This is a genomic window from Mesorhizobium sp. M7A.F.Ca.US.014.04.1.1, assembly GCF_003998745.1.
Classification (GTDB): domain Bacteria; phylum Pseudomonadota; class Alphaproteobacteria; order Rhizobiales; family Rhizobiaceae; genus Mesorhizobium; species Mesorhizobium ciceri.
In genome coordinates, this window is the sequence record NZ_RZRW01000499.1 from 1 (window position 1) to 4,184 (window position 4,184).

Here is a 4,184-nt window from a genome sequence, read left to right on the forward strand (position 1 = left end):
GTGTTCAAGATCCCGCCGCGTGCCGAAATCCGCAACACGCTGTCGAATCGTTTTTCGGTCATCGAGGTCGAGGGCCTCGACCGGCCTGGGCTGCTGTCGGAGATCACCGGAACGCTTTCCGACCTGTCGCTTGACATCGCATCGGCCCACATCACCACCTTCGGCGAAAAGGTCATCGACACTTTCTATGTCACCGATCTCACTGGCCAGAAGATAGATAACCCGGCCCGCATCGCCACCATCCGCAATCGGCTGATGGCAACGCTCGAAGGCATCGTGTCCGAACGCGGCGGCAAGTCCAGGGCGGCGGCCGAGTGACAACGACCATCACTTTGTCCCAATTCCGCAGGCAGTTCCCAAAAGCATGAGCCTCGTCAAGAAATTCGCAACGGTCGCTTCCGGCACGCTGATGAGCCGCGCGCTCGGTTTCGGCCGCGAGATGCTGATGGCCGCCGCACTCGGCACCGGACCGGTCGCCGATGCCTTCAACGCCGCCTTCCAGTTTCCCAACACCTTTCGCCGGCTGTTTGCCGAGGGCGCCTTCAACGCCGCCTTCGTGCCGCTGTTCGCCAAGGAGATCGAGACCCACGGCACCGAAGGCGCCAAGCGCTTTTCCGAGGAAGTGTTCGGCGTGCTGTTCACGGCGCTGCTGGCGCTGACCATCATCATGGAATTGTCGATGCCGCTGATCGTGCGCTATCTGGTGGCGCCGGGTTTTGCCGGCACGCCGGGGAAGTTCGACACCACGGTGACGCTGGCGACGATCATGTTCCCCTATCTGATCTGCATGTCGTTGGGCGCGATGATGGCGGGCATGCTGAATTCGCTGCGCCGCTATTTCGCCGCCGCCGTGGCGCCGGTGTTCCTCAACATCATCCTGATCGGCGTGCTCGCCTATGCCTGGTACAAGGGCTCGGATGCCCTCACAGTCGGCTACGGGCTGTCCTGGGGCGTGCTTGCCGCCGGACTGGTGCAGCTGGCGATCGTCTGGGTGGCAGTGCGCCATGCCGGCATCTCGATCGGCTTTCGCCGTCCCAGAATGACGCCCGCGGTCAAGCGGCTGCTGATCCTGGCGCTGCCGGCGGCCATCACCGGCGGCATCACACAGATCAACCAGCTGATCGGCACGGCGATCGCCTCGGCGCAGAACAGCGCGGTGTCCTCGCTCGCCTATGCCGACCGCATCTACCAGTTGCCGCTCGGCGTGGTCGGTGTCGCGGTCGCCATCGTGCTGTTGCCCGAACTGTCGCGCGCGCTGAAGTCGGGCAATCTGATCGAGGCGGCCAATCTGCAAAACCGCTCGGTCGAGTTCACACTGTTCCTGACGCTGCCGGCAGCCGCCGCACTCTGGGTGATGTCGGAGCCGATCGTACGGCTGGTCTATGAGCGCGGCGCGTTCGCCGCCAACGGCTCGACGCCAACGGTGGCGGCGATCCTGGCGATCTTCGGCCTCGGCCTCCCGGCCTTCGTGCTGATCAAGGCATTCACGCCGGGCTATTTCGCCCGAGAGGACACGCGTACTCCGATGATCTTTGCCGCCATCTCGGTGGCGGTGAACGTCACCACGGCGCTGACGCTGTTTCCACGGATGGGCGCGCCCGGCATCGCGGTGGCCTCGGCCGTCGCCGGCTGGGTCAACGCGGTGATGCTGCTCGGCGTCCTGATCCGGCGCGGCCACTGGGGCCGCGACGTGCCGCTGATGAAGCGCATTCCACGTCTGGTGCTGTCGGCTATCGTGATGGGGGCAGCGCTCTATTTTGCCGAGCATTGGTTCGCCGTCAGGCTCGGGCCCGGCTCGCCGCTGGTGGTCAAGGCGACGACGCTGCTGTCGCTGGTCGCGGGTGGGGCGCTGCTGTACTTCATCACGGCGTTTGCCACCGGCGGCGCCGATTTCGGCATGATCCGTCGCAACGTCAAGCGGGGATCTGGCAAGTCGGCGCCACCGATCGCAAAGACCGACCTGGACGAGTAGCGCCCGACACGCTCGCAGCGCCGTCTTGATCGCAGCGCCGTCTTCGTCCATAAGCGCGCCGTCGCAAGACTTTCGCCGCGCGCGGTTTCCAGCCGCGTGATTGGCTCCGAAAAGTCTGCAACTTTTCGGAATCACGCTTATACGGCCCTCCACAAGCCATGAGGACAATCATGACCGCCTTCAAGCCACTCGTCTTTTCCGGTGTCCAGCCGACCGGCAATCTGCATCTCGGCAATTATCTCGGCGCCATCAAGAAATTCGTTGCCCTGCAGGACACCTCCGATTGCATCTATTGCGTCGTCGACCTGCATTCGCTGACAGCCCAACTCGTTTATGAAGACCTGGCCGACCAGACGCGGTCGATCACTGCGGCGTTCCTGGCCTCCGGCATCGATCCGAAGAAGCACATCGTCTTCAACCAGTCACGGGTCATGCAGCACGCCGAGCTTGCCTGGATCTTCAATTGCGTGGCGCGCATCGGCTGGATGAACCGCATGACGCAGTTCAAGGACAAGGCCGGCAAGGACCGCGAGAATGCCTCGCTCGGCCTGCTCGCCTATCCCTCGCTGATGGCTGCCGACATCCTGCTCTACCGTGCCACCCACGTCCCTGTCGGTGAGGACCAGAAACAACATCTGGAGCTCACCCGCGACATCGCGCAGAAATTCAACAACGACTTCTCCGACCGTATCGCAGCGCTCGGCGTCGGCGTCGAGATGCAGGTCGGCGAAGAGACCGTGAACGGCTATTTCCCGCTGACCGAGCCGGTCATCGGCGGGCCGGCGGCGCGCATCATGTCGCTGCGCGACGGCTCCAAGAAGATGTCCAAATCGGACCCGTCTGATCTGTCGCGCATCAACCTGACCGACGACGCCGATGACATCTCGAAGAAGATCCGCAAGGCCAAGACCGATCCGGAAGCGTTGCCGAGCGAGCTGGATGGCCTGGCCGGCCGGCCCGAGGCAGAAAACCTGGTCGGCATCTATGCGGGTCTCGCCGAGATGTCGAAGGCGGATGTGCTCAAGCAATTCGCCGGCCAGCAGTTTTCCGTGTTCAAGCCGGCCTTGGCCGATCTTGCTGTGGAAAAACTGGCGCCGATCGCCAGCGAGATGCGCCGCATTTCGGATGACCGCGCCTATGTCGACGCGGTGCTCAAGGACGGCGGCGAGCGCGCCGGCGTGCTGGCCGAAGCGACGATGAAGACGGTGCGCGACATTATCGGCCTGCTGCAGGGCTGATCGCGACATCGGGTGCACTGGCACAAGGCCGGCGGCTTGCCGCCGGTCCGCCGCAGTGGCAGATTGCGCCGCAAGACACCGAGTAGATAGACATGGTCTCCAAACGCCTCAGCCGCGAAGCCGGCCATCGCAGGAAATTCCTGACGATCATCGACGACACGCCGGAATGCGAGCGTGCCGTCGCCTATGCCTCGAAACGGGCGCAGAGCACCAGCGGCACGCTGGTGCTGCTCTATGTCATCGTGCCGGACGATTTCCAGCATTGGCTGGGTGTCGAGAAGATCATGCGCGAGGAAGCTAACGCCACGGCGCGCGCCGCACTCGACAGCTATGCCAACAAGGTGCGCCAGAAGCTCGGCATCGAGCCCGAGATGGTGGTCCGCGAAGGCAAGCCGACGGAAGAGATTCACAAATTGATCGAGGAAGACCAGGACATCGCCATCCTGGTGCTGGCCGCCGGTGCGGGCAAGGAAGGCCCGGGACCGCTGGTCGGCGCCGTGGCCGGCAAGGGTGCCGCCTTCCCGATCCCGGTGACTGTCGTGCCGCAGAACCTTTCGGACGAGGAAATAGACAGCCTGGCCTGAGGTGTGCTGATTTTCAGGTGATGCCGGCCTGACCTGAATCTCAACACACCTTCGGGCGCGTCCCAGGGGCGCGCAAAAAACATTCCGCCAGCCAGCCATTCCGGCGATGCGTTTCGCTTGAATGTCCAGCCAATTGAGCCTATTTAGAATTGTTCCAAACTAGATGCCCAACCGGGCACGGAGACGGCCATGTTCATCCAGACCGAATCGACGCCAAACCCGGCGACGCTGAAATTCCTGCCCGGCAAGGAAGTGCTTGTGGAAGGCACCGCCGATTTCCGCGATGCCGACAGCGCCGCCGTCGCCTCGCCGCTGGCCGGCCGGCTGTTCGAAATTCCTGGCGTCACCGGCGTTTTCTTCGGCTATGACTTCATCACCGTGACCAAGGAT

General features: G+C 63.5%; 5 protein-coding genes. All 5 read left to right on the top strand.

The window, feature by feature from the left end; translation table 11 throughout:
- Positions 1-318 (top strand): ACT domain-containing protein (locus EOA22_RS26055; RefSeq protein WP_127390312.1); only part of this gene is annotated, 318 nt, incomplete at its 5' end.
- A gap of 46 nt (positions 319-364) precedes the next feature.
- The gene (gene murJ, locus EOA22_RS26060; RefSeq protein ID WP_013528061.1) at positions 365-1,972 is read left to right on the top strand and encodes a murein biosynthesis integral membrane protein MurJ; all 1,608 of its coding nucleotides are present in this window, start codon (positions 365-367) and stop codon (positions 1,970-1,972) included.
- A gap of 170 nt (positions 1,973-2,142) precedes the next feature.
- Positions 2,143-3,210, top strand: a complete 1,068-nt coding sequence (gene trpS, locus EOA22_RS26065) for a tryptophan--tRNA ligase (protein ID WP_013528062.1) — start codon at positions 2,143-2,145, stop codon at positions 3,208-3,210.
- 92 nt (positions 3,211-3,302) lie between these two features.
- Positions 3,303-3,794 carry a universal stress protein gene (locus EOA22_RS26070; protein WP_013528063.1) on the top strand — a complete coding sequence of 164 codons (492 nt, stop codon included), beginning with the start codon at positions 3,303-3,305 and terminating at the stop codon, positions 3,792-3,794.
- A 189-nt stretch (positions 3,795-3,983) separates the two neighbouring features.
- Positions 3,984-4,184, top strand: a 201-nt coding sequence (locus EOA22_RS26075; RefSeq protein ID WP_206521336.1) for a NifU N-terminal domain-containing protein, incomplete at its 3' end; no start/stop codon positions are given.

Excerpts from the sequence above, each read along its gene's own strand:
- EOA22_RS26070 (WP_013528063.1), top strand. The coding sequence starts at position 3,303 with ATGGTCTCCAAACGCCTCAGCCGCGAAGCCGGCCATCGCAGGAAATTC.
- trpS (WP_013528062.1), top strand. The coding sequence starts at position 2,143 with ATGACCGCCTTCAAGCCACTCGTCTTTTCCGGTGTCCAGCCGACCGGC.
- murJ (WP_013528061.1), top strand. The coding sequence starts at position 365 with ATGAGCCTCGTCAAGAAATTCGCAACGGTCGCTTCCGGCACGCTGATG.